Source organism: Halomonas garicola, from assembly GCF_031935715.1.
Lineage (GTDB): Bacteria > Pseudomonadota > Gammaproteobacteria > Pseudomonadales > Halomonadaceae > Vreelandella > Vreelandella garicola.
The window spans coordinates 96237-120685 of sequence record NZ_JASSZF010000001.1; the positions used below are offsets into that span (position 1 = coordinate 96237).

Below are 24449 nucleotides of genomic sequence, written 5' to 3' on the forward strand. Positions count from 1 at the left end.
CTCTTGAAGGGCGCATTCAGGGGCTAAAACAGTGGCTCAGTCTAGCAAACTTGTGCCGTTGGCGAACGGCTAGCCGGCGTCGGCGGCGCAGCGATAGCGCCCGGCGTAGTCGAAAAGCTTCTCGCGGACCTTGAAATATCGCCCGGCCAGACGGCCAACGACGAAGTCCGGATGGCGCAGCCGCTCGCGCCCGGCCACTACTTCTTCGGGCGTGGTCGGCACCCAGCCGATGCCCGGGGCGCGCAGGTGACGGCGCAAGAACACCGCCTGAAAGGCCCGGCGCTGGGCGGCGGTTTCCAGGGCGAACCATTCGTCAAGCGTGGCGCCGTCCTCATCGTGGTAGGTAATTTTCAGCCGCGGCAGGCCCCGGCCATTAGTCGTGGATTCGATCTGCATACCGGACACCCGTAGCACTCGGGCATCTTTCAGCTTGAGCGCGTCGCGCAGCTTGTCGTCGGCGTCAACCAAAAGCCGCTGGCAGCCGTGGCAGCGCCGGGCGGCGATGTCGTTTTCCGCACCGCATTCGTCGCAGGTCTTGAAGCGAAAGCGAAACGAGCACTGGCGCGGTTTACCGGCGCCCGACGCCGCGCCATCCTGACTCTCCTCCTCTTCCACCAGCCCGTGGCAGCGCCGGCCGTAGTGCTCGATGATCAGCTCGCCGTCACGCTTGCCCCAGAAAAGGTTGGCGTGCTCGCACTCGGGGCAGATGACCTGGACGGGCTCGCTGTCGCTTGCCGGGCGCGGCTCGCCCACCTCCGGAGCATAGGTGTCCCAGGGGTTGCCGGCATAGTCGAGAATCAAACAGTCGGTCTTGGCAGGCGACAGCCTGAGCCCCCGGCCGATGATCTGCTGGTAGAGACTCGCCGACTCCGTGGGGCGCAAAATCGCGATCACGTCCACGTGGGGCGCGTCAAAGCCGGTGGTCAGCACCGCGACGTTGACCAGATACTTGATCTCGCGCGCCTTGAACGCAGCAATGGTCGCGGTGCGCTCGCGCGCCTCGGTCGCGCCGGTAATCAAGGCGGCCTCGCCGTCGGGCAGGTAGCCCAGCACCTCCTCGGCGTGCTCCACCGTGGCGGCAAAGATCATCACCCCCCGGCGCGTCTCCGCCCGGGCGATGATATCGGCGACGATGCCCGGGGTGGCGCGGCTGCCCGCTACCACGCGGTTCATCGCCGCTTCGCTGAAGGCGCCGCTCTCGGTGGTTGCAAGGCCGGCGAAGTCGTAGTGCTCGATAGCCATGTCCAGCCGCGTGGGGGCGGCGAGATAGCCCTGCTTGACCATCAGCCGCAGCGGCTGCTCGAACACGCAGTCGCGAAAAAAGCAGTCGTCGTCGCCGCGCACCATGCCGTGGTGGTGGCGATGATAGATAAAGCCCTGCCCCAGCCGGTACGGCGTGGCGGTCAGGCCAAGAATCTTCAAATTCGGGTTTTTCTCGCGCAGGTGATCGATCACCCGGCGGTAGCCGGTATTTTCATCCAGCGAGACCCGGTGGCACTCGTCGATCACCAGCAGAGTGAAATTGCCGTCAGCAAAGCGCTCGGGGCTATTCACCACCGACTGCACCGAGCCGAACACTACCTGGCGCCCGGCCTCCTTGCGCTTGAGCCCGGCGCTGAAGATATCCGCGGTCAGGCCGTAGGCCTCGTACTTGGCGTGGTTCTGCTCGACCAGCTCGCGCACGTGGGCGAGCACCAGCACCCGACCCCGGGCCAGGCGGGCTAGCTCCGCGATCACCAGCGACTTGCCGCTGCCGGTGGGCAGCACCACCACGGCGGGATCGCTCGTGGCGCGAAAGTGCGCCACCACCCGCGAAACGGCCTCGCGCTGGTAAGGACGCAGGGTGGGGACGGGCGGATTCGTGGCGGCGGCGGAAGAAGCGGGATCGGCAGCAATCATGCGGTCAGGATACCGCTGCCGGGCCGGCCCGCGCCAGCCGGCTTAGGGGGTGGCCTTGCGCTTCTCCCACACTTCGACGGCCGCGGCGAGGTCTTCAAGCGAGGCGCCCACCGACTTGAACAGGGTGATGGCCTCGGGGCCGCTGCGCCCTTTTCTGCTGCCCTGCAGCAGCTCGGCAAGCTCTCCGCGGATGTCGCCCAAGGCAAAGCCGCCCTCGTCGACGGCCTGCAGGATATCCCCGGCCTCCCCCTTCGCGCCGGCGTAGGTGTCGACAAACACCTCGCTGCGGGCCAGGCAGTCGGCGTCGGTCTCGCGCATGTCGGGACGAAACGCGCCGATCAGGTCAAGGTGCGCCCCCGGAGAAAGCCACCGGCCGCGAATCAGCGGCCGAGTGGCAAGCGTCACGCAGCTGATCACGTCGGCATCGGCACAGGCATCTTCCAGGTCGGTCACCGCTTCGGTGTCAAAGCGGTCGGCGTACTCGGCGGCGAGGCGCTCGGCCTTGGCGGGGCTGCGCCCCCAGATACGCACTCGGCGTATCGGACGCACGGCGGCGTGGGCTTCAATGACCATGGGCGCCAGCCTCCCGGTGCCGACCACCAGCAGGGTTTCGGCGTCTTCCCGCGAAAGCTTGCGAGCGGCCAGCGCCGAGGCCGCGGCAGTGCGCCGGCGGGTCAACTCGCCGCCGTCGATGCAGGCCAGAGGGCGCCCGTGCGCGCCCTCGCTGAGCAGATAGACGCCGGCAATCGCCGGCAGCCCGTAGTCCGCATTCTGGGGAAAGACGTTGACCATCTTGACGCCGATGTAGCCGTCCGGCTCCCAGGCCGGCATCAGCAGCATGGTGGCTTCGCCATCGGGCCGCTGCATGGCGTGGTGGTGGCGCGCCGGCGACTCGACGCCGCCGCAAAAGGCGTGCGCCAGACGCTCGATCAGCGCCTCCCAGTCAAGCGCCTCGGCCACCTCGGCCGCCGTGATCACGCGCACGATCAGCCTTCCGGAAGCGCCGCGACGGCCATGATCTCGACCTTCCAGTCGGGGTTGGCAAGCCCGGCCTCCACGGCGGCGCGCACCGGCGGCCGACCCGGCGCTACCCAGGCATCCCAGACGCTGTTCATGTCGGCGAACTCTTCCATGCTGGATACCCAGATCTGCGCGGAAATCAGCCGGGTTTTGTCAGTGCCGGCCCGGGCAAGCAGATCGTCAATGCGCGCCAGCACCTGTTCGGTTTGTTCGCGCATGTTGGCCGTAGCGTCGCTTGGCACCTGCCCGGACAGGTAGACGGTGCCGTTGTGGATGACGTATTTGCTCATGCGTTCGCTGCTGTCGTGGTGCGTCAGGGTCATGATATTCCTCGCTGTTGGTGATGGTGGATAAGATATTGATTCAACGCGCTTAGGCCTGCGCTCAAGCTACACTGAAGCCGCGCATAAACGCGGTCAAGTTGTGCTCGAGCGCCGCCGTGGGGTAGCCGCCCTCCTGAACCAGCACCGTCGGCAGCGCCAGCGCGGCCAGCCGCCGGCCAATGCGGGTAAAGTCCTCGGTTTCCAGCCTCAGCCCGGCCAGCGGATCGTCCTTGTGGGCGTCGAGCCCCAGGGGCACCACCAGCGCCCCGGGCTGAAAGTCGTCCAGGCGTTCGATCAGCCGATCAAGCTCGGCCAGAAAGGCCTCCCCGCCGCTGCCCAGGGGGAGCGGCAAATTGACGTTGGCCCCCAGCCCGTCGCCTTCGCCCGTCTCGTCGGCGCCGCCCCAGAAAAAGGGGTAAAAATCGGCGGGATCGGCGTGCAGCGAGCCGGTCCAGATATCGCCGCGCCGGTAGAAGATGTCCTGGGTGCCGTTGCCGTGGTGCAGGTCCACGTCGAGAATCGCCACGCGGTCGAAGCGTTCGCGCAGCACCGTGGCGGCCAGGGCCGAATTGTTGAGAAAGCAGAAGCCTCCGGCCCGCTCCGGGCCTGCATGATGCCCCGGCGGACGGCACAGCGCATAGGCGCTGCGCTCACCGCCGAGCACCGATTCGGCGGCGGCCTGGGCGGTCGCGGCGCTGGCCAGGACGCCCGCATGGCTATCCGCGCCGAGCGGGCAGGCCATATCGTGCAGATGCCAGCCGGCCTGGCCGACCGGGTGGCGCGGATAGTGGGCACCGCCGCCGCAGGGGTGCACGTTGGGCACCACGGTCTCGGCGGCATCCGGCAGCGCCTGCCAGCGGGTATGGATGGTCTCGAGGAAATCGAGATAGCGCGGGCTATGGATACGGCTTAAACGTTCGCGCAGCCGCCGGGTATCGACTTCGTCGGGCGCGGCGGTCGCCAGCCCCAGAGCCGCCAGCCCGCGGGTCAGCAGCTCGGCGCGCAGCGGACGTTCCGGCGACGGCGCGGGTCGCCCCTGCAGCCAGAAGCTTCCGGGGTCGTGGCGCTGCTGGTCGGGATGGTAGAAAACCTTCATGCAACGTTACCTCGATAGACCCTTTCGTGTTCGCTAAGTCTTGGGTGATAAGCCCTGCGTTACTTGAGCAGCGAGGGGATCCAGGTGGACAGCGCCGGGAACGTCACGACCAGCAGGATCACCGCGGCAAAGGCGATATAGAACGGAAGCGAGGCAATAATCGCCCGCTCAAAGGGCACGTTGGCGATACGGGCCGCCGTCATCAGCGTCATCCCCACCGGCGGCGTGACGTTGGAAATGTTGAGCACCACGATCATCAGGATGGCAAAATGCAGCGGATCCACGCCCAGCTGAACCATTGCCGGCACCAGCACCGGCGCCACTACCACCAGCGCCGGCAGGACGTCCATCACGGTGCCGATCAGCAGCAGCAGCGCGCACACCAGCAATAGCTGAAGGAACATGGAGTCGCTCAGGGTGGTAATCAGCCCCGCCGCGTCCCGGGCGATGCCCGAACGGGTCACGAACCAGCCGAGCACCGCCGAGGTCGCCAGCAGAAAAAACACCACCCCCGAGAAGCGCACGGTCACCACCAGCGCCTGCCAGATCTTCTGCCAGGTCAGGTTGCGGTAAAACACCACGCCGATGACGATGGCATAGACCGCGGCGAAGCCCGACGCTTCGGTGATGGTGGTCAGCCCCGAGAGGATGCCGCCAAGGATGATCAGCGGTACGATCATCGCCGGCAGGGCCACCAGGAAAGCGACCCACGCCACCTTGAGCGGCGTCGGCGCCTGCTTGGGATAGCCACGCTTCCAGGCCAGGAAAAAGCTCACCGCCAGCAGCGCCACGGCCATCAGCAGGCCGGGAATAATACCGCCGGCAAAGAGGTCGATCACCGAAATATCGCGCAGCAGGGTCGCGTAGATCACCATCACCACGCTGGGCGGAATAATCGGCCCGATAATCGACGAGCAGGCGGTAATCGCGGCGGCATACTCGGCGTCGTAGCCCTGCTTTTTCATCTCGGGGATCATGATCTTGCCGATGGCCACGGTATCGGTGATCGCGGCCCCGGTCAGCCCGGCGAAAAACACCGACACCGAAATATTGACGTGGGCCAGCGCGCCGCGCACCTGCCCAAAAAGCGCATTGTTGAAGGCGATCAGCTTCTGCGTCAGGCCCCCCTGATTCATCAGTTCGGCCGTGAAGATGAAGTAAGGCACGGCGATCAGCATAAATCCCGAAACCCCGGAAAACATGCGGTCGGCGATGATCCCGAGCATGCGCTCGCCGCCCATGGCAAAACCGCCGGCCAGGCCGGAGAGCGCCATCACCACGGCCACCGGCGTACCGATCAGCAACAGCACCACAAAGGCAATAATGGCGGGCATCATGAGCGCTTCTCCCCGTCGCCGGCATCGATGAGCTCTTCGATGATCGTCTCGTCATCGAGGAAGTGTTCGAGCAAGGCAAAGCCCTGCACCAGGTGCAACAGAATAATGGCGCCGCTCAGGGGCAGCACCACGGCAGTAAACTTGGCGGACACCTGAATCTGGTCGGATACCATGTAGACTTGGCGGGCGCTTTCGAAATAGCCCCAGCCGTACCACAGCAGCAGCGCGCCAAAGAGCGCGATCACCCCAAGGCAGAGGGCCGCGGCCAGCTTCAGAAGGGCCCGGGGCAGGGTTCGAACCAGCAGCGTCATGGCCACGTGCTCGCCGTAGCGCAGCGAAATGGTCATGGACAGAAAGCCGATCCAGGGCAGGAAAAGCCGCGCCAGGGAGTAGGTCCAGCTCAGGCTGCTGCCGGTAAACAGCTTGTAGGTGAAGGCCGTGAAGGAAATGCCCAGCATGACCAGCACGCAGGCCACGCAGAGCACGATCGCCGCCTGGTTGACCCAGTCACTCAGGCGGCGGAGAGGCGTCAGAAAGCGCATCGGCAAACCTCACAGGCTTCAAAAGCCGGCCGGCAGCGCCGGCCGACGTTGACGGAGGGGGTGACAAAGCGTCACTGGCCGTAGTTGGCCATGTCCGACTGTTTGACCTCCTCCCCGACGCGGTCAACCTCGTTGAGGAAGGCGTCGACCTTCTCGGCCTCGAGGCCGAAGTCGTTGACGATCCAGTCCTTCCAGGCAGGCCGTGCGATCTCGGCCATGCGGTCGCGCTCCTCGGCGGGCATGAGGTAGCACTCCTTGAAGATCTCGCAGGACTCCTGCCAGCCGGCCGTGGCAAGCGCCGCGGACATGCCGTGGCCAATCTCGATGGCTTCGCGTGCCGAGGTAATGATGGCTTCCTGCTGATCCTCGGTCAGGCTCTGGTACCAGTCTTCGCTGACCAGCCAGGCGGCGCTGTTATAGACGTGGCCGGTCAGGGTGGTGTAGTCGGTCACCTCGTCGAAGTTAAAGGTGGTGTTGAGCACCGTGGCGTTAAACTGGCCGTCGGCCAGGCCGGTTTCCAGCGCCGTGATGACTTCGCCCCAGGGCAGCGGCGTGGCGGAGGCGCCCAGCGCCTTCATGATGGCGACGTGCCCGGGGTTCTCCTCGGTGCGAATATTGAGCCCCTCGAGATCCTCCACCGTCTTGATTGGACGCACGTTGTTGGTGAAGGCCACGAAGCCACCGCCGTCGTCGAAGGTTCCCAGGTAACGCATATTGGTTTCTTCAACGGTACCGGCCATCAGATCGGCAAACCAGTCGCCGTCGAGAAAAGCCCAGGCCTGGCGCCAGTTGTCGAACACGAAAGGCGCGGTCATCAGCTGGTAGTCGTCGTAGTAGGACGACATGGCGCCGGTGGTGATAATGGTCGACTGCAGGGTGCGTCCGCCCTGGACTTCCTTGGCGGTATCGACTTCCGATCCCAGCTGGCTGTTGCCGAAGATGTTCACCTTGATGGCGCCGTCGGTACGCGTATCGACCAGGTCCTTGAAGCGTATCAGGGCCGGATAAACCGAGTTGTTGCTCATGTTTTCGGGCAGGATGGTGGCAATCGCCATTTCGTTGGCTTGCGCCTGGGCGGCGGCCATGGCCAGCGGCAAGGCTGCCAGTGCAGCCATACGCGAATACGTCTTGATGGGCATATGCGCAGACTCTCTTGTCATTATTGTGTGCTGTGTCCAATCGCCAGTAGAACGACCGGCAAAGGCTGAACCGGCAAAGCGGCAAATGCCAAAAGACGGTGAGCCGATAGCTTATCTGTCGCGTCGTCGTTTCCAGCGTTGCCATTCCAACATAGGCCGGACTAACCCAATGAGCAAACCCAGCCCGGCCAACTTAGACGAAATGCTCAGCGGTAACAGACCATTGGGCCGATGCAGCGTCGGCGCTGGGGCACAGGCGTTACTTACCCGCAGAAACGGGGGCTTCCGGCGGCTGAACAAACTGAGCAACCCGGATGGCCGTAAGCTCTGCCCGGACAATATCTAGATGGGCGATATTACCCAGCACATCGACCTCACCGTCGATCAGCGGCGCCACGCTTTCGCGGTATTGTCCGACGCGCATGCTTTCGTCGTTGGCCCCTGCCAGTAGCAGCACTCGCCCACTAATCGCCGCAAGATCGCGCTGCCAGTCGCGCGGCGCCATGGCCTGCTGCATACGGTACGAATACGCCGGCGTGGCGTACTCGTCGCGCATGCTTTGCGGCAGGTTGAAGCGCACCACCTTCGCCCCCGAGGCGGCGTGAACGCCGAGCTTTTCCAAAAGGCCGATCAGCACAATGCGCCCGACGTTGGCCTGCGCCCAGCCGCCGGCTTTTTGGCGCGTCGTCGGTGCATCGTGGCCCAAATACGGCGCCAGCAGCACGTAGTCGTCGATCGCCTCAGCAAAGCGCCCGCCACCCGTGCGCACGGCCAGGCCGCCGCCGGACGAGTGGCCGATGAGCACCACGCGCTCGACCCGCTGGCGCTGCCTGACATGCTCGATGAGATCGACGATATCGCGCTGCGGCTGGGCCACCGCATCCACGTCGCCCCGGCGTTTGGGGTCGCGGCCGTGGCCGCGGATATCCGGCGTGACCACATGCGCCGCGCCCTGCTCGACAAGTTTCCGGGCCAGCGGGCCGAGGTAGCGGCTGTCGCTGCCCGAGCCATGGAGGATAATCGCCAGCGTCTTTGCCGTTGTCCCTGTCGCCGCTGCTTGCGGTGCGGTCGGGTCGTCGACGTCATAGTCGCGATAGTCAAGCCGCGTGCCGTCTCGGGCCGTATAGTGGGATAGCGGCGCGGGGGAAAGCCCCTCGGTCACTCCGTCGAAGTTCATCCTGCTGCTTGGCTGGCTCACGGCGTCAGGAACCGGCCAACGCCATAGCCATGTAACAGCCGCCACTGCCAGAAAAAGCGCGCCTGCCGTTATGATCAGCCCTTTGCTCATGACGCCTCCGCGTTAGCCACCTCTAACAGCGTAGTAGTCAGGCAGGCCAAAAGACGCAAGAGGCTCAGCTACCCAGCGGCAGAAGGCCGTTAAGCAGCAGGTAGCCCGGCACCCAGCCGGTGACCACGCCAAGGCCGAGCCGGCCATTCACTGACATCAATGCTAAAATGGCCTCCCTTTTCTGACATGACGCTTTTCACGCTGAAGGCTGCCCATGATCTACATCGACAACGAAGGCATCACCGACCCCCACGTCAACCTCGCCATTGAGGAGCACTGCATTCGCCACCTCCCCGCCGGCGAGGACTACCTGCTGTTCTACATCAACGCGCCTTCCATCATTATCGGCCGCAACCAGAACACCCTGGAAGAGATCCACCAGGCCTATATCGACGAGCACGGCATCCACGTGGTGCGGCGGATTTCCGGCGGCGGCGCGGTCTACCACGATCAGGGCAACCTCAACTTCAGCTTTCTCACCGACTTTTCCAAAGACAAGCTGAATAACTTCAAACAGTTTGCCACGCCCATCATCGAAGTGCTCAACGGCATGGGCGTGGCGGCCGAGATGAAGGGCCGCAACGACATCGTGGTGGGCGACAAAAAGATCTCCGGCAACGCCCAGTTCTCCTCGACCAGGCGCATGTTCAACCACGGCACTCTGCTGCTGGACTGCGACTTGAGCCAGGTCAGCCGGGCGCTGGACGTGAAGATGACCAAGATAACGTCCAAGGGCCACAAGTCTTCCCGGTCGCGTGTGGCCAACATCGCCGAGTTTCTCGACGCGCCGCTTTCCACCGAGGCATTCAAGGAAAAAATCCTCGACGGCATCTTCCCCGACGGCGCCGAGCGCCAAACCTACCGTCTGACCGAGCAGGACTGGGAAAGCATCAACGCCCTGGTCGAGGAAAAGTACGGCCGCTGGGAGTGGAACTACGGCCGCTCGCCGGAATTCGATATCCAGCGCACTCGCCACTTTGCCGCCGGCATCATTGATTTCCGCCTCAAGGTCAAGCGCGGCGGCACGATCGAGAACGTCAAGATCTACGGCGACTTCTTCGGCCAGCACCCGGTCAGCGATATCGAAGAGGCGCTTGTCGGCGTGCGCTATGACCGGCAGGACATCGAGGCGGCGCTTGCCGGCTTTGACCTCTACGCCTACTTCGGCGACGTCGACCGTACCGAGTTTATCAACCTGATCTACGGGCCGGATGAAGCGTAGCGGATAAAAGCCGGTCACAAAAAAGCGCCCGCATTGGCGGGCGCTTTTGTCGGCGTTAAACAGCGTGGCGAATTATCCCAGCCATACCCGGGCGTTGCGGAACATGCGCAGCCAGGCGCCGTCGTCCTGCCAGTCTTTCGGCCGCCAGGAGTTGGTTACCGCGCGGGTGACCCGCTCGGGGTGCGGCATCATCGCGGTGACGCGGCCGTCCGGCGTGGTCAGCCCGGTAATGCCTGAGGCGGAGCCGTTGGGGTTGGCCGGGTAGCGGGTGGTGACCTGGCCGTAATGATCCACGTAGCGCAGCGCGATCTGCCCGCCGGACTGCATCTGGCGCAGGTGGGCACTGTCGTTGAAATGCGCCCGACCTTCGCCGTGGGCCACGGCAATGGGCAGCATGGAACCTTCCATGCCCTTGAGCATGATCGACGGCGTTTCCTCGACCCGCACCATGGCCACGCGGGCCTCGAACTGCTCGGACTCGTTGCGTACGAAGCCCGGCCAGCTTTCTGCCCCGGGGATCAGCGGCTTGAGCTGGGAGAGCATCTGGCAGCCGTTGCACACGCCGAGCGTAAAGCTGTCGTCGCGCTGGAAAAAGCCGGCAAACTGCTCCCGGGCCCGGGGGTTGAACAGAATCGACTTGGCCCAGCCGCCGCCGGCGCCCAGCACGTCGCCGTAGGAGAAGCCGCCGCAGGCCGCCAGGCCCTTGAACTGATCAAGAGAAACCCGCCCTTCGAGGATGTCGCTCATGTGCACGTCGATGGCGTCAAAGCCGGCCTTGTCGAAGGCCCAGGCCATTTCCGTCTGGCCATTGACGCCCTGCTCGCGGAGGATCGCCACGGCGGGCCTGGCAAGGTTGATGAAGGGCGCGGCGATGTCTTCGTCGACATCGAACGACGGCTCGGCGAAGAGTCCCGGATCCCGGGCGTCGAGCAGGCTGTCGAACTCGTTTTTGGCGCACTCGGGATTGTCGCGCAGCGCCTGCATGCGGTAGCTGGTCTCACTCCAGGTGCGCTGGGTCAGCTGGCGGGTGGTTTCCAACAGCGGCTCTTCAAACAGCGTCACCCGCACCTGGTCGTCGTAGCGCGGACGAGCAATCACGCCGCAGGTTTCAATGCCCGCCATGGCAAACTGCGTCAGCACTTCGGCGGTGTGTTCGCGGCTGACCTGAATCACCGCCCCCAGCTCTTCGGTAAACAGCGCGCTGACCGCATCCACCGGCTGGTCGATAAGCCAGTCGAGCTTGATCTCAAGCCCCGAGTGGGCGGCAAAGGCCATTTCCAACAGGGTGACGATCAGTCCGCCGTCGCTGCGGTCGTGATAGGCCAGAAGTTTGCCGTCGCGGTTGAGCCCCTGGATGACGCTGAAAAACGCCTTGATGTCTTCGGCGTCGTCCACGTCCGGGCAGGCTTTCCCCAGCTGGCCGTAGACCTGGCCCAGCGCCGAGCCGCCGAGGCGGTTCTGGCCGTCGCCCAGATCGATCAGGATCAGATCGGACTCGTCCTGGTCAAGATTGATCTGCGGGGTGAGCGTGGCCATGGCATCCACCACCGGAGCAAAGCCGGTGACCGCCAGCGACAGCGGCGACGTCACGCTCTTGTCCCGGGTGACGTCGTTGTCGTCGGTGTCCTGCCAGGCGGTGCGCATGGACATGGAGTCCTTGCCCACGGGAATGGCGATGCCCAGGTCCGGGCACAGCTCCATGCCCACGGCGTAGACGGCATCGTAAAGCGCCTGATTTTCGCCCGGGTGGTCGGCCGCACTCATCCAGTTGGCCGACAGCTTGATATCGGCAAGGCGCGCAATCGGCGCGCAGGCCAGGTTGGTGACCGCCTCGGCCACGGCCAGCCGTGCGCTTGCCGCCGGGTCGAGCAGCGCCACCGGCGCCCGCTCGCCCAGGGCCATGGCTTCGCCGGCGTGGGTATCAAAGCTTGCCGTGGTCACCGCGGCGTCGGCCACCGGCACCTGCCAGGGGCCGACCATCTGGTCGCGTGCCACGAGACCTGTGATGGAGCGGTCGCCAATGGTGATCAAAAAACTCTTGGACGCCACTGCCGGCAGGCGCAGCACGCGGCTGAGCGCTTCGCGGAGATCAAGGTTGTCGAGCATCATGTCCGAGCGCTCGGGCGACTGACGCTCGAATTCGCGCTGCATCCGCGGCGTCTTGCCGAACAGCACGCTCATGGGCAAATCCACCGGCCGGGTGTTGAAGTGGCCGTCGTGGATTTCCAGATGATGATCTTCAAGCGCCTCGCCGACCACGGCGTAGGGGCAGCGCTCCCGGCGGCACAGCGCCTCGAAGGTCTCAAGATCCTCCGGCGCCACCGCGAGCACGTAGCGCTCCTGGGCTTCGTTACACCAGATTTCCAGCGGGCTCATGCCCGGCTCGGCGCTGGGGACGTCGCGCAGCGCAAAACGCCCGCCGCGGCCGGCGTCCTTCACCAGCTCCGGCAGGGCGTTTGACAGCCCGCCGGCGCCGACGTCGTGGATGAAGCGCAGCGGGTTATGATCCCCCAGCGCCCAGCAGCGGTCGATAACTTCCTGGGCGCGGCGCTCAAGCTCGGGGTTTTCCCGCTGCACCGAAGCAAAATCCAGATCGGCGCTGGACACCCCTGAAGCCATGCTCGACGCCGCGCCGCCGCCAAGGCCAATGAGCATCGCCGGCCCGCCCATGACGATCAGCTTGCCGCCTACGGGGATCTCGCCCTTCTGCACGTGCTGGGCGCGGATGTTGCCGTAGCCGCCGGCGAGCATGATGGGCTTGTGGTAGCCGCGCCGCTCGACGCCGTCGTTGCTGAGCACGTCCTGCTCGTAGGTACGAAAGTAGCCGGCCAGGTTGGGCCGGCCGAACTCGTTGTTGAACGCCGCGCCGCCCACCGGGCCCTCGAGCATGATCGCAAGCGCCGACTGGATGCGCTCGGGCTTGCCGTAGTCGAAGGTTTCCCAGGGCTGGACGAACTCGGGGATACGCAGGTTGGAAACGCTGAAGCCTGAAAGCCCCGCCTTGGGCTTGCCGCCGATGCCGGTGGCGCCCTCGTCGCGGATCTCGCCGCCGGCGCCGGTGGCGGCGCCGGGGTACGGCGCGATGGCCGTGGGATGGTTGTGGGTTTCCACCTTCATCAGAATGTGGATGGGTTCGGGGTGGGCGCTATAGCGGGCGGTTTCGTCGGCCTGGCCGGTCAGCGGCGCGGGGAAGAAGCGCCCGCCCTGGGAGCCCTTGATCACCGCGGCGTTGTCGCTGTAGGCGGAAAAGACGTTGTCCGGCGAGCTGGCAAAGGTGTTCTTGATCATCTTGAACAGCGACTGGGGCTGCTCGACGCCGTCAACGGTCCAGTCGGCGTTGAAGATCTTGTGCCGACAGTGCTCAGAGTTGGCCTGGGCGAACATCATCAGCTCGACGTCGGTGGGGTTGCGCTCGAGCTCGGCAAAGGCCACCGCCAGGTAGTCGATTTCATCCTCGGCGAGCGCCAGCCCCAGCTCGCGGTTGGCCGTCACCAGCGCCTCGCGGCCGCCGCCCAGCACGTCGATGCTGGCAAGCGGTGCGGGCTCGCGGCGGGCAAACAGCTTGGCCGCATCCGAGGCGTCGAACAGCACGGTTTCCACCATGCGGTCGTGCAGCAGCGCAATCAGCGCCTCGAAGGCGTCTTCGTCCGGCGGCGTGGCGAAGGTGATCCGGTAGTCGATGCCGCGCTCGATGCGCGCCACCTTTTCCAGCCCGCAGTTATGGGCGATATCGGTCGCCTTGGACGACCACGGCGACAGAGTGCCGAGCCGCGGCACCACGAGAAAGCGCTGGGCGCCTTCCACCGCCGTCTCGCCCCGGGACCGGTCGGCGTGGTGGCCCTCCCAGCCGTAGTCCAGCAGCTCCACCAGGCGTTCGCGCTCCGCCTCCGGAAGCTCGCCGTGGTGGTCGACAAAGTGGACATAGTCAGCGGTCAGCGTTTCAACGTCGCCTACGCGCTCGCGCAGGGTTTCAAGCAGTCGCGCATGACGGAACGCGGAAAGGGCGGGGGCGCCTCGCAGTTCGAGCATATCCGGAAAGCCTCTAGAGCAGGAAAATTCGAGCAGGGAAATCACCAGGCCGCACAGCGGCAATTCGCGCCATGATACTGGAAAGCGCCTGACAGACGAAATCGCCCGGGTGACAGCCCGTCCGGGGCTTAGTATCGTTGCGCCATGTCAAATGCCGACACCCTGCCATGTTAACGCCGCCATGCTGACGCCAAGCCGCCATTTTTCCGCCCGCACCGGCGGCTACCTCGCCTGTGTCGCCGTTTTCCTGCTGGTGATGCTGCCGGCTTTTCCGCCGCTTCCGGAAGGCAAGCAACTGCGCGCCATCAAGCAGCGAGGCTTTCTCACCGTGCACACCCGCACCTCGCCCACGATCTATTATGAGGGGCGCCGCGGCCCTGGCGGATTCGAGTACGAGCTGGCGCGCCGCTTCGCCGACCACCTGGGCGTCAGCCTCAACCTCGAGGCCGACCACCACCTGAACGACGTCCTGCCCGCCGTACGCGACCGCGGGGATCTGGGCGCCGCGGGGCTGGTATTGACGTCGACCACGCCGGGCATCAGCTTCACCCGGCCAATTATCGACATGCAGCCGCTGCTGGTCTACCGGCGGGGGCTTCACGGCATTAGCGGCCCCGAAGACCTGGCCGGGCTTGAGATCGGCACGCTGCGCGGCGCCGAGGGCGCCGGCACCGCCGCTACCCTGCGCGAGCTGCAAAAGGACTATCCGGCGCTCAGCTGGAAAGAGTCCGGCGAGCTTGAAGTCGCCGACCTGCTGGCGCAGGTAGAAAACAACGACCTTGACGCCGCGGTGGTTTTCGCCCATCAGTTTCGCGTCAACCGGCTGTTTTTTAAAAACGTCGAGCGCGGCTTTCTGCTGGGCAAGCCAAGCTCCATGGTCTGGGCCCTCCCCGGCCGGCAAAACCTGGCCTTTTTGCAGCAGGCCAATCGCTTTCTCGACGACCTTCGGCAAAGCGGCGAGCTCTCCCGGCTGGTGAAGCGCTACTTCGGCCACGACGACTACCTGGAATACGTCGGCACGCGGACGTTTCTCGGCCACCTGGACTCGCGCCTGCCGCGCTACCGGACGCTTTTTCAGCAGGCCGCCCGCGATACCGGCTTTGACTGGCAGCTGCTCGCCGCCGTGGGCTATCAGGAGTCCCACTGGGACCCGGATGCCGTCTCGCCGACCGGGGTGCGCGGCCTGATGATGCTGACCTCGCCCACGGCACAGGACCTCGGCGTTACCAACCGGCGCAACCCGGCGCAAAGTATCGAGGGCGGCGCGCGCTACCTGCGCCAGCTGGAAAAGCGCCTGCCCGCGAGCGTCACCGGCGATGATCGCCTGTTCATGGCGCTGGCCGCCTATAACGTCGGCCTCGGCCACCTGTTCGATGCTCGGGACCTGGCCCGGATGCGCGGCGGCGACCCCGACCGCTGGCGCGACGTGCGCGAGGCCCTGCCGCTTTTACAGCAGCGCCAGTGGTACGAAAAGACCCGCTACGGCTACGCTCGGGGCGGCGAGCCGGTCATCTATGTGCGCAATATCCGCCGCTACTACGAAATGCTGAAATACGTCGAGCGCAGCCGCCAGCAGTTCTTCCAGCTCAATGAAAACGCCCCCTCTGGCGAAACGCTGATGCCGTTCGACCTGGTGCTGCCGCTGAATTAGCGGCCCCTTCAGACTCACCCGCGCCTGGCGGCAAAAAACTGCTTGAGCAGCCGCTTCGATGCCGGCGCCAGCACCCCCGGCGTCACCGCGACCCGATGATTGAACCACGGCTGCGCCAGCAGGTTGGCTCTGGACTCCACCATGCCCGTACGCGGCTCAGCGGCGGCGTACACCAGGCGCTCCAGGCGCGCGTTGACCGCCGCCCCCGCGCACATCATGCAGGGCTCCAGGGTCACAAACAGCGTGCAGCCGTCGAGCCGGTAGTTGCCAAGTGTCTGCCCCGCCGCGCGCAGCGCCTGCACCTCGGCATGGGCGCAGGGGTCGAGCGCGGTCACCGGGGCATTGTGAGCGGCGGCGATGATCTCGCCCGCCGCGCCTACCACCACCGCGCCTACCGGGACTTCGCCGGCGGCCGCCGCCCGATGCGCCTGGTCCAGAGCGCGGTGCATGTAATACTCATCGCTGCGCATGGCGCACAAACTCCGTTAAAGTAAGCAGACTGTCGCATAATACCCCAAGGAGTTGCCCCATGAATCACACGCCTGCACCCGGCACCGATGCCCTCGGCCAGCTGGTGGCGCTGCTGGATCTTGAGCCGCTCGAAGAGACGCTGTTTCGCGGCCAGAGCCAGGATCTGGGCCTGCCCCAGCTTTACGGCGGCCAGGTGCTCGGCCAGGCGCTGGCCGCAGCGTCGCACACCGTGCCCGACGAGCGTCGCCCCCACTCCCAGCACGGCTATTTTTTGCGCCCGGGCGACTCCCACCGCCCGGTGGTCTACCAGGTCGACAAGGTGCGCGACGGCGGTAGTTTCACCACCCGACGGGTCACCGCGATCCAGAAAGGCCGGCCGATCTTTTTTTGCAGCGCCTCGTTCCAGATCTCGGAAAAAAGTCCGCTGACCCACCAGCGGCCGATGCCCGAGGTGCCGAGTCCCGAGGCGCTGCTGCAAAAAAGCAGCGCGGCCCGGCACGCGCAGACCCTGGGCCACCCGAGCCGATTTCTTCCGGTTCCCCGGCCGCCGGGCGAGACCCACCCCGCCAGGCGCTGCCTGTGGTTCCGCTTTGACGGCACGCTGCCGGACGCCCCGGCACTGCATCGTCATCTACTATCCTACGCGTCCGACTTCAACCTGCTGAGCACCGCCCTTGAGCCCCACGGCGTCAGCTTCAGCGACCCGGGGCTACAGATCGCCAGCCTCGACCACGCCCTCTGGCTGCACGCCGACGCTCGCGTGGACGAGTGGCTTTTGTACGTCCTCGAATCCCCCTGGAGCGGCAGCGCCCGGGGCCTCGCTCAGGGCCATATCTACCGCCGCGACGGCACGCTTGTGGCCTCAACCGCCCAGGAAGGCCTGACCCGGCTGCACACCACCGCCGAAAGCTAGGCACAAAAACGCCGGCGCCCGCACAAAAGGCGGGCGCCGGCGCTGGCGTCAAGCAGGCCTAGAAAGCCGGATTAGCCACCGTAAACGGCACTGATGGACGACAGCGGATAGTGCGCGGGGAACGGCTTGCGCGCCACCCCCGAGTCCACGGCGGCCTGGGCCACGGCGGAAGACACGCGATCGAGCAGACGAATGTCCACCGGCGTAGGGATAATGTATTCGCGACCGAAGGTCATCTCGTCGCGCTCGTAGGCGTCGAGCACTTCCTGGGGTACCGGCTCCCGGGCCAGGTCGGCAATGGCGTGAACCGCCGCCACCTTCATTTCTTCGTTGATCGCCGTGGCGCGCACGTCCAGCGCCCCGCGGAAGATGAACGGGAAGCCCAGCACGTTGTTGACCTGGTTGGGGTAGTCCGAACGGCCGGTGGCCATGATCACGTCCGGGCGGGCCGCGCGGGCGTCGTCGGGATGAATCTCCGGATCCGGGTTGGAGCAGGCAAAGACCACGGGCGTTTTTGCCATCTTGCCAAGCTGCTCCTTGGACAGCAGGTTGGGGCCGGACAGGCCGACGAAAACGTCAGCACCTTCGATGACGTCGTCCAGGGTGCGCTTGTCGGTCTCGTTGGCAAACTGCGCCTTGTAGTCGTTGAGGTTGTCGCGTCCGGTGTGAATCACGCCCTTGCTGTCGAGCATGAAGATGTTTTCCCGGCGCACGCCGCAGGCAATCAGCAGGTTCATGCAGGCAATGGCCGCCGACCCAGCGCCCAGGCAGACCACGCGGGCGTCTTCGAGCTTTTTGCCGGCGATGTTCAAAGCATTGAGCATGCCCGCCGCGGTGACGATCGCGGTGCCGTGCTGGTCGTCGTGGAAGACCGGAATATTGCAGCGTTTGATCAGCTCGCGCTCGATCTCAAAACATTCCGGCGCCTTGATGTCTTCCAGGTTGATGCCGCCCCAGGTATCGGCAATGTTGGCGACGGTATCGATGAACGTCTGGGCGTCTTCGGTATCCACTTCGATATCCACCGAGTTGACGCCGGCAAAGCGCTTGAACAACACGCCCTTGCCTTCCATGACCGGCTTGCTCGCCTGGGCGCCCAGGTTCCCAAGGCCGAGGATGGCGGTGCCGTTGGAGATGACGGCGACCAGGTTCCCCTTGCCGGTATAGCGGTAGGCGTTTTCCACATCCTTGGCGATCTCGCGCACCGGCTCTGCCACGCCGGGGCTGTAGGCCAGCGCCAGATCCCGCGCGGTGGCGGTCGGCTTGGTGAGCTCTACCGAAAGTTTTCCGGGAATCGGCTTGGCGTGGTAGTCCAGAGCCGCCTGCTTGAATGCATCCTTCATGGTCAGAGTCCAGTTCAGCATTGAAAATGGAAAAGCGTTTCAGCGTATAGAAAAAACCAAACCGCCTCAAATGTATCAGCCACCCCAAAAGAAAGGCTATTTTCCTTCTTTTCCGCGTTTCTTTCGCGGCTTTTCGCCGCAAAAAAGCGCCTTAAGGCCGGGAGCGTCGGTCGCCGCCGGCGCGCCTCTCGCTTGCTCAGAGCGATTTATGGAAAAGTATTCCACAAAACGGCGCCGAACGCATGTTCTCGCTCCCCAAGCATAGCGGATTTTATCGTCAATACGACAAATGGCATAGGTCAGTGCGCGACACGGGGCGGCCGGCGGCAGCCGTTTTCCTCGCCAACACAAAAAACCCACGCCGAAAGCGTGGGTTGTGTCTTTCCGGGCGGTGCCGGGGCGGCGTTTAGCCGCGCTTCATGGCGGCGCCGAAGCGCTTGTTGAAGCGCTCGACGCGCCCGCCGGTGGTCGCCTGCTTCTGCTTGCCGGTGTAGAAGGGGTGGCAGTTGGAGCAAACGTCCAGAGAAAAGTCATGGCCGGAGGTGGAGCCTACGGTAAAGCTCTCGCCGCAGGAGCAGGTCGCGGTGACCGTGTTGTAATCCGGATGGATACCTTGTTTCATCGTGAGCCTCACAAAGCTGTATGCCGCCACCTGATCGCCTGCCAGGCACCGCATACGGGTTGAAAAACGTGCTAACCGGTTAGCCGTTGCGCCGGACCTTGATCTCGTCGTAGCGCAAAGCGGTCGCGTATTCTAGCAAACTTGACGCCGGAGGCCAATTGCCCACTCCCGCCGTTTCGCCTGCGTCCATCCTGCGCGTGGCCCTGCCCTCGCCCCTGCGCCGGCTGTTCGACTACCTCCCCGCCGCCCGGGCGCCGGCCTGCGGCTGGCAGCCGGGGCTTCGCGTGCGCGTGCCTTTTGGCCACCGCGAAGTAGTAGGCGTGGTCATCGAGCTTGCCGACACAAGCGAGCTGCCCCGCCACAAGCTGCGCGCGGTGAGCGAGGCGCTGGACGATACCCCGCTGCCCGCGGACTGGCGGTGGCTGTGCCGCTTTGCCGCGCGCTACTACCAGCACAGCCTGGGCGACACCCTGCACCATGCCCTGCCCGCGCGGCTGCGCCAGGGCTTTCCCATGGCCGGGCGCACCCATACCCTGTGGCGCCGTCACCCCGACGCCCCCGAGGCGCCGGATTTCGGCCGCGCCACTCGCCAGGCCGAGCTGTGGGAACTGCTGGGGCAGCACCCCTACGGGCTACCCACCCGGGCGATTACCGCCCACGGCCTGACCCACGACGTGCTCAATCGGCTGCTGCACAAGGGGCTCCTCGAGCGCCGGGAAGTGGAAACGGCCGCCGCCGGTTCCGCCGGCGGCTCGCTGCTGGCGACGCCAGCGCTGCCGCTTAATCAAGAGCAGTCCGACGTGCTCGCCGCACTCCACGAAAGGCTCGCCGACTTTCATCCCTGCCTGCTCGAAGGCGTCACCGGCAGCGGCAAGACCGAGGTCTACCTGCAGCTCATCGAAGCGGTCGCCGCCAGGGGTCAGCAGGCGCTGGTGCTGGTGCCCGAAATAGGCCTCACGCCGCAGACGCTTTCGCGCTTTCGCCAGCGCTTCAACGCCCCGGTGCTGGCGCTGCATTCGGGGCTCACCGACGCCGAGCGTCTGGACGTCTGGGAGGCCGCCGCCAGCGGCCGAGCGCGGATCATCATCGGCACCCGCTCGGCGATCTTTACCCCGCTGGCAAATCCAGGAGCAATCATCGTTGACGAAGAGCACGACGGCTCCTACAAACAGCAGGACGGCCTGCGCTACCACGCTCGGGACCTGGCCGTCGCCCGGGCCCACTACCACGGCATTCCCGTAGTGCTGGGCAGCGCCACACCGTCGCTTGAGAGCCTGCACCAGGCCCTTGGCGGCCACTACCGCCACCTGCACCTGACCCAGCGCGCCAGCCGCCACCCGCCGGCCAGACTCGAACTCATCGACCTGCGCCACCGTCGCCGCCAGGGCGGGCTTCTGCCCGACGCCGTCAAGGCGGTCAAGGCCACCCTCGACGCCGGCAAGCAGGTGCTGGTGTTCATCAACCGCCGGGGCTTTGCGCCGACGCTAGCCTGTCACGCCTGCGGCTGGATGGCCGAATGCGGCCAGTGCGACGCGCGCATGACCCTGCACCGCGCCCCGCCGCTTCTCGCCTGCCACCACTGCGACAGCCGCCGGGGCCTGCCCGACGCCTGTCCCGACTGCCAGAGCGGCGACCTGCGAGCGCTGGGCAGCGGCACCGAGCGCAGCGAAGAAACGCTGCAGACGCTGTTCCCGGACACCGTCATCCACCGCATCGACCGCGACAGCACAAGGCGCAAGGACAGCTTCGAGCAGGCGCTCCGCGAGATCCAGCGCGGCGAGCCCTGCCTGCTGGTAGGCACCCAGATGCTGGCCAAGGGTCACCACCTACCCCACGTCACTCTCGTCGTGGTGGTCAACGCCGACGGCGGGCTTTACGCCGCGGACTTTCGCGCCATGGAGCACAACGCCCAGCTGCTCGAGCAGGTCGCCGGGCGTGCCGGGCGCGCCGCCGACCCGGGCCGCGTGCTGGTACAGACCCTGCACCCGGACGACCCGCACCTGACACTTCTCGCCGAGCGCGGCTACGGCGCGCTTGCCCGGGAGCTGCTGGAAGAGCGCCGCCTGGCCGGGCTTCCGCCCTGCGGTTTCATGGCGCTTTTGCGAGTAGAAAGCCCCCACGTAGATGCCGCGACCGCCCTTGCCCAAAGCGCCGCCGCCGCGCTCGGCGACTGGCTTACCCAGACCGATACTCGCGCCCGATGCCTGGGGCCGGTGCCCGCCCCCATGGAGCGGCGCCAGAACCGCTACCACCTGCACGTGATGATAAGCGCTGACCGGCGCAGCCGCCTGCATGCCGCCGCGAGCTTTCTTACCCAGTGGCTCGAGGCAAGCATTGAGGCCCGCCGAGTGCGCTGGTCGCTGGACATCGACCCCCAGACGCTGGCCTGAACGGCGCTTTGAAACTCGCCGCTAAATGCTGATAATGAGCGCCCAGACGCAAGCGCTCCATCGCCATACCAGCGGCGCGCCCCGACCGGCGCCCGCGCACGCCGCCACCGACGTACCCGGATACCCACATGAAAGACACCATCATTTCTCTGCTCGAAAGCGCGCTCGGCGCGCTCAAGCAACAGGGCGTGCTGCCTGACGACCTCCAGCCGGCGATCAAGGTTGATCAGACCCGAGACAAGGCCCACGGCGACTACGCCACCAACCTCGCGCTGGCCACCGCCAAGCCCGCCGGCATGAAGCCCCGGGAGCTAGCCGAGGCCATCATCGGCGAGCTCCCGGAAAACGACGCGGTGCAGAAAACGGAAATCGCCGGCCCCGGCTTCATCAATTTCTTCGCCGCCACCGACGCCGCCGCGCAAATCGTCGCCCAGGTGCTGGATTCGGGCGACGCCTTCGGCCGCAGCCTGATCGGCCAGGGCGAAAAGGTGCAGGTCGAGTTTGTCTCCGCCAACCCCACCGGCCCCCTGCACGTGGGCCACGGCCGCGGCGCGGCGATTGGCGACTGCCTGTGCCGGCTGCTCGAGGCAACCGGCTACGACGTCACCCGGGAGTTCTACTACAACGACGCCGGCGTGCAGATCCAAAACCTCGCCCGCTCGGTCCAGGCCCGGGTCAATAGGCTAACCCCGGACGACGCCAACTGGCCCGCGGACGGCTACCGCGGCGAGTACATTGCCAACGTGGCGCGCGACTACCTGGCCGGCCACACCGTGGTCGCCGACGACCGCGAGGTGACCGGTGCCGGCGACCCCGACGACCTCGCCGCCATCCAGGAATTCGCCGTGGCCTGGCTGCGCCGAGAGCAGGACCTTGACCTCAAGGCCTTCGGCGTCGAGTTTGACGTCTACTTCCTCGAATCTTCGCTTTACGAAAACGGCAAGGTCGAAGCCGCGGTCAACACGCTGGTCGACAACGGCCACACCTATGAGGAAGACGGCGCCACCTGGCTTCGCACCACCGATTTCGGCGACGATAAAGACCGCGTGATGCGCAAGCGCGACGGCAGCTACACCTACTTTCTGCCCGACGTCGCCTACCATCTGGATAAATGGCAGCGCGGCTTTACCACGGTAATCAACGAACAGGGCGCCGACCACCACTCCACCATCACCCGGGTGCGCGCCGGGCTCCAGGCGCTCGAGGCCGGCATCCCCCGGGGCTTTCCCGACTACGTGCTCCACCAGATGGTGATGGTCACCCGCTCCGGCGTCGAGGTGAAGCTTTCCAAGCGCGCCGGCAGCTACGTCACCGTGCGCGATCTGATCGACGAGGTTGGCCGCGACGCCACGCGCTTTTTCCTCGCCGCGCGCCGGGCGGACTCCCAGCTTACGTTCGACATCGACCTGGCCCGCTCCCAGTCCAACGACAACCCGGTGTACTACGTCCAGTACGCCCACGCCCGGGTGTGCAGCATGCTGCGCCGGGCCGAGGCCGACGATAAAGCCTTTGACCACGCCCAGGCGCTTGATCACCTGTCCCTGCTGGAAACCGACCAGGAAAAGGCCGTGCTCAACCGCCTGGCGCGCTACCCCGAAGCCGTGGAAAACGCCGCCAAAAACCGCGAACCCCAGCAAATTGCCCAGTACCTGCTGGACCTCGCCGGCGACTTCCACACCTGCTACAACGCCGTCAAGGTCATGGTGGACGACGATGCCACCCGCAACGCCCGGCTGGCGCTGGGGCTCGCCGCCCGCCAGACCCTGCGCAACGGGCTCGACCTGATGGGCGTCAGCGCACCCGAGGAGATGTAACCCATGGCCAAGCAGCGCAAGACGCCGCCCCGCCGGGGCGCCACCTCCCAGCGCAGGGCGCCGGCCAAAAAGCGCCGCCTGCACCTGCCGGGCTGGTTTTGGGCGCTTGGCGGGGTGATCGCCGGCTTTTTCTTCGCCCAGCACCTGAACGGCACCGCCCCCTGGCAAGAGGACGCCCCGCCCTCGGACGACATTGCCTCCGAGCAGCGCGACGGCAAGGGCGCCGAAGGAGAAAGTCAGGCCGAAGACGACGACGGCATGCCCACCTTCGAGTTCTACACCCTGCTGCCCGAGTCCGAGGTCATCGCCCCGGGCGGCGCGGTGCCGTCCCGGGTAACCCCGCCCGAGCCGTCGGCGTCGGACGACGAGGGCGGCGACCCCATTGCCCAGGTCATCGCCGCCAAGAGCCGCTCCGACGAAGAGCCCGCCGCCGACCGCGAGGCGCCCACCGAGCCCGGCCATTACATGCTGCAGGCGGCGTCGTTTCGCGAAGTGGCCGACGCCAACGAGCTGCGCTCGCGGCTGCAGAACCTGAGCCTTCTGGCCAAGATCAGCGAGGTCAAGGCCAGCGGCGTCACCTGGCACCGGGTCCAGGTCGGCCCCTACGAAGACACCCGGGAGCTGACCCGCGCCCGGGATCTGATGAGCACCCAGGGCATCGAGCCCCTGCTGATCCAGCTGCAGGACTGATCCGACCCCGCCCGGTTCTCCGGGCGACGGTTGATTTTTTCGCCCCCGCCCGCATTTTGTGGTGACGTGCTTCATTCCGGGTGCCGGCTTGACGGCATCGACAGTCACCGGGAGTTTTCCTCCCGCAAGGAGCTTTCTCCATGACCACTATCGTATCCGTGCGTCGCGGTGATCAGGTCGCGCTGGCCGGCGACGGCCAGGTATCGCTTGGCAACACCGTGATGAAAGGCAACGCCAGCAAGGTGCGTCGCCTCTATCGCGGCAAGGTGCTGGCCGGCTTTGCCGGCGGCACCGCCGATGCCTTCACGCTGTTCGAGCGCTTCGAGGCCCAGCTGGAAAAATATCAGGGACATTTGACCAAGGCCGCCGTGGAGCTGGCCAAGGACTGGCGCACCGAGCGCGCCCTGCGCCGGCTGGAAGCGCTTTTGGTGGTGGCCGATCACAGCACCTCGCTGGTTATTACCGGCAACGGCGACGTGGTCGAACCCGAGCACGGCGTGATCGCCGTGGGCTCCGGCGGCAACTTTGCCGAGGCCAGCGCCCGGGCGCTGTTGGAAAACACCGACCTTTCCGCCCGCGAGATCACCGAAAAGTCCCTGTCCATCGCCGGTGACATCTGCGTGTTCACCAACCACCACGTCACTATGGAAGAGCTTTAAG

Annotated in this window: 19 protein-coding genes; 7 read left to right on the forward strand and 12 right to left on the reverse strand. The window is 65.7% G+C overall.

Annotated features, from left to right (window positions below):
- Nucleotides 1-69: 69 nt before the first annotated feature.
- From radD to RS027_RS00520, 8 genes are all read right to left on the reverse strand, one after another.
- Nucleotides 70-1899, reverse strand: a complete 1830-nt coding sequence (gene radD / locus RS027_RS00485; RefSeq protein ID WP_311952267.1) for a DNA repair helicase RadD — start codon at nt 1897-1899, stop codon at nt 70-72.
- A 42-nt stretch (nt 1900-1941) separates the two neighbouring features.
- A complete protein-coding gene (gene lhpI / locus RS027_RS00490; RefSeq protein ID WP_311952269.1) occupies nt 1942-2883 on the reverse strand; it encodes a bifunctional Delta(1)-pyrroline-2-carboxylate/Delta(1)-piperideine-2-carboxylate reductase in 942 nt (313 codons plus the stop codon).
- A gap of 2 nt (nt 2884-2885) precedes the next feature.
- A complete protein-coding gene (locus RS027_RS00495) occupies nt 2886-3242 on the reverse strand; it encodes a RidA family protein (RefSeq protein WP_311952272.1) in 357 nt (118 codons plus the stop codon).
- 61 nt (nt 3243-3303) lie between these two features.
- Nucleotides 3304-4338 (reverse strand): histone deacetylase family protein, encoded by a 1035-nt coding sequence (locus RS027_RS00500; RefSeq protein ID WP_311952274.1) that lies wholly within the window; start codon nt 4336-4338, stop codon nt 3304-3306.
- 59 nt (nt 4339-4397) lie between these two features.
- Entirely contained in the window at nt 4398-5675 is a 1278-nt protein-coding gene (locus RS027_RS00505; protein WP_311952276.1) for a TRAP transporter large permease, read from the reverse strand.
- Nucleotides 5672-6217: a TRAP transporter small permease gene (locus tag RS027_RS00510; protein WP_311952279.1), complete on the reverse strand. Its 546-nt coding sequence runs from the start codon at nt 6215-6217 to the stop codon at nt 5672-5674. The genes RS027_RS00505 and RS027_RS00510 overlap by 4 nt, the downstream gene beginning before the upstream one ends.
- A gap of 71 nt (nt 6218-6288) precedes the next feature.
- A complete protein-coding gene (dctP, locus tag RS027_RS00515; protein ID WP_376717561.1) occupies nt 6289-7356 on the reverse strand; it encodes a TRAP transporter substrate-binding protein DctP in 1068 nt (355 codons plus the stop codon).
- Between the two features lie 259 nt (nt 7357-7615).
- Nucleotides 7616-8533, reverse strand: coding sequence for an alpha/beta hydrolase (locus tag RS027_RS00520; protein WP_311952284.1), 918 nt, complete (start codon nt 8531-8533; stop codon nt 7616-7618).
- A gap of 325 nt (nt 8534-8858) precedes the next feature.
- Here RS027_RS00520 and lplA point away from each other — a divergent pair, with 325 nt between their 5' ends.
- Nucleotides 8859-9866, forward strand: a complete 1008-nt coding sequence (gene lplA / locus RS027_RS00525) for a lipoate--protein ligase (protein WP_311952286.1) — start codon at nt 8859-8861, stop codon at nt 9864-9866.
- A 72-nt stretch (nt 9867-9938) separates the two neighbouring features.
- Here lplA and purL read toward each other — a convergent pair whose 3' ends face one another.
- Nucleotides 9939-13895, reverse strand: coding sequence for a phosphoribosylformylglycinamidine synthase (purL, locus tag RS027_RS00530; RefSeq protein WP_311952290.1), 3957 nt, complete (start codon nt 13893-13895; stop codon nt 9939-9941).
- A 151-nt stretch (nt 13896-14046) separates the two neighbouring features.
- Here purL and mltF point away from each other — a divergent pair, with 151 nt between their 5' ends.
- Complete coding sequence (gene mltF, locus RS027_RS00535; RefSeq protein WP_376717562.1) at nt 14047-15546, forward strand: membrane-bound lytic murein transglycosylase MltF; 1500 nt, start codon at nt 14047-14049, stop codon at nt 15544-15546.
- A 14-nt stretch (nt 15547-15560) separates the two neighbouring features.
- On the opposite strand, the gene tadA is transcribed toward mltF, so the two are convergent.
- Nucleotides 15561-16016, reverse strand: a complete 456-nt coding sequence (gene tadA / locus RS027_RS00540) for a tRNA adenosine(34) deaminase TadA (protein ID WP_311952292.1) — start codon at nt 16014-16016, stop codon at nt 15561-15563.
- 59 nt (nt 16017-16075) lie between these two features.
- On the opposite strand from tadA, the gene RS027_RS00545 reads away from it, so the two are divergent.
- Nucleotides 16076-16930, forward strand: coding sequence for an acyl-CoA thioesterase domain-containing protein (locus RS027_RS00545; RefSeq protein WP_311952295.1), 855 nt, complete (start codon nt 16076-16078; stop codon nt 16928-16930).
- Between the two features lie 71 nt (nt 16931-17001).
- Here the strand turns inward: RS027_RS00545 and RS027_RS00550 are convergent, their stop codons facing one another.
- The gene (locus RS027_RS00550) at nt 17002-18273 is read right to left on the reverse strand and encodes a malic enzyme-like NAD(P)-binding protein (RefSeq protein WP_311952297.1); all 1272 of its coding nucleotides are present in this window, start codon (nt 18271-18273) and stop codon (nt 17002-17004) included.
- 406 nt (nt 18274-18679) lie between these two features.
- Nucleotides 18680-18895 (reverse strand): 50S ribosomal protein L31, encoded by a 216-nt coding sequence (rpmE, locus tag RS027_RS00555; RefSeq protein WP_311952299.1) that lies wholly within the window; start codon nt 18893-18895, stop codon nt 18680-18682.
- 158 nt (nt 18896-19053) lie between these two features.
- Between rpmE and RS027_RS00560 the strand changes: the two genes are divergently transcribed.
- The 4 genes from RS027_RS00560 (at nt 19054) to hslV (ending at nt 24448) form a co-directional block, all read left to right on the forward strand.
- Nucleotides 19054-21285 (forward strand): primosomal protein N', encoded by a 2232-nt coding sequence (locus RS027_RS00560; protein ID WP_311952302.1) that lies wholly within the window; start codon nt 19054-19056, stop codon nt 21283-21285.
- Nucleotides 21286-21413: 128 nt separating this feature from the next.
- A complete protein-coding gene (argS, locus tag RS027_RS00565) occupies nt 21414-23099 on the forward strand; it encodes an arginine--tRNA ligase (RefSeq protein WP_311952304.1) in 1686 nt (561 codons plus the stop codon).
- Nucleotides 23100-23102: 3 nt separating this feature from the next.
- Nucleotides 23103-23789 (forward strand): SPOR domain-containing protein, encoded by a 687-nt coding sequence (locus RS027_RS00570; protein ID WP_311952308.1) that lies wholly within the window; start codon nt 23103-23105, stop codon nt 23787-23789.
- 140 nt (nt 23790-23929) lie between these two features.
- Nucleotides 23930-24448 carry an ATP-dependent protease subunit HslV gene (gene hslV / locus RS027_RS00575; protein WP_311883098.1) on the forward strand — a complete coding sequence of 173 codons (519 nt, stop codon included), beginning with the start codon at nt 23930-23932 and terminating at the stop codon, nt 24446-24448.
- Nucleotide 24449 lies beyond the last annotated feature (1 nt).